Origin of the sequence: Myxococcus sp. CA039A (genome assembly GCF_013336645.1) — a bacterium.
Taxonomy (GTDB): Bacteria; Myxococcota; Myxococcia; order Myxococcales; family Myxococcaceae; genus Myxococcus; species Myxococcus llanfairpwllgwyngyllgogerychwyrndrobwllllantysiliogogogochensis.
This window is the reverse complement of sequence record NZ_JABUMQ010000680.1, coordinates 1-1168: the sequence shown is the minus strand read 5'-3', so window position 1 is coordinate 1168 and position 1168 is coordinate 1. Positions and strand designations below refer to the sequence as shown.

The window sequence follows — 1168 nt, the reverse complement described above, 5'->3', positions numbered from 1 at the left end:
GCGCGCAGCGCCGCTTCCAGGCACGGGACGTCCACCGGCTCGCTCGACGCGAGCATGAAGGCCTGGGCGAAGTGGTGCGGTTCGAGGAGTTCCTTCTCGAAGAAGTCGAGCTGGATGGGCGTCAGGAGGGAGGTGCCGAGCACCATGCCCGAATCGACCTGCGGCCCACCTTGCTGCTTCGCCACGCGCGCCAGCGCTTCCAGTGTCTGGTGTTGGAAGAGCTGGTTTGCGGCCAGATGCAGGCCGGCCTGACGCGCGCGTGAGACCACCTGGATGGCGAGGATGGAGTCGCCGCCCAGCTCGAAGAAGTTGTCGCGGAGGCCGATGCGCGGCACGCCCAGCAGCTCGGTCCAGATGCGGGCCAGCGCCTGCTGTGACGGAGTCTGGGGTTCGAGGAAGTCTCCCGCTTCGCGAGGCTTCAGGTCCGGAGCTGGCAGGGCCCGCCTGTCGACCTTGCCGTTGGGAGACAGGGGCAGCGTCGGCAGCGTCACGAAGGCCGAGGGCACCATGAACTCAGGCAGGCGCTGGGAGAGGGAAGCGCGCAGGGCCTGGGTGTCGAGTTCGGCGGAGGCGACGAGATAGGCGACGAGGCGGGGAGCGGAAGCATCCTCGCGAAGGACGACGACGGCATCGGCGACGCCGGGAGCCGCGAGGAGCGCGGCCTCGATTTCACCGAGTTCGATGCGGAAGCCGCGCAGCTTGACCTGGAAGTCGGCGCGGCCGAGGTACTCGAGGGAGCCGTCAGGCAGCCAGCGAGCGACGTCGCCGGTGCGGTAGAGGCGCGCGCCGGGGATGGCGGAGAAGGCGTCGGGGAGGAAGCGCTCGGCGGTGAGCGCGGGACGGCTGAGGTAGCCGAGGCCGACCTGGACGCCGCCGATGAAGAGCTCGCCCGGCACGCCGACGGGAGTAGGGAGTCCGGTGGCGTCGAGGACGTGGAGCTGCGTGTTGGAGACGGGGCGACCGATGGGGACGAAGTGTCGGGAGTCGCCCCGGGCGCAGTGCCAGAAGGAGACGTCGACGGCGGCCTCGGTGGGGCCGTAGAGGTTGTGGACCTCGGCGGAGGCGGGAAGGAGGGCGTGCGCGCGGCGGACGAGCTCGGCGGGGAGGGCCTCACCACTGCACACGACGCGACGAAGTCCGGAGAGCTTCTCGACACCCGGCTCCTCCA

The 1168-nt window shown here is 70.4% G+C and carries 1 protein-coding gene; it reads right to left on the bottom strand.

Features of this window, described 5'->3' with window-relative positions; all coding sequences use genetic code 11:
- On the bottom strand, window positions 1-1168 hold a 1168-nt coding region (locus HR086_RS46985), incomplete at both ends, for an AMP-binding protein (RefSeq protein WP_174468926.1).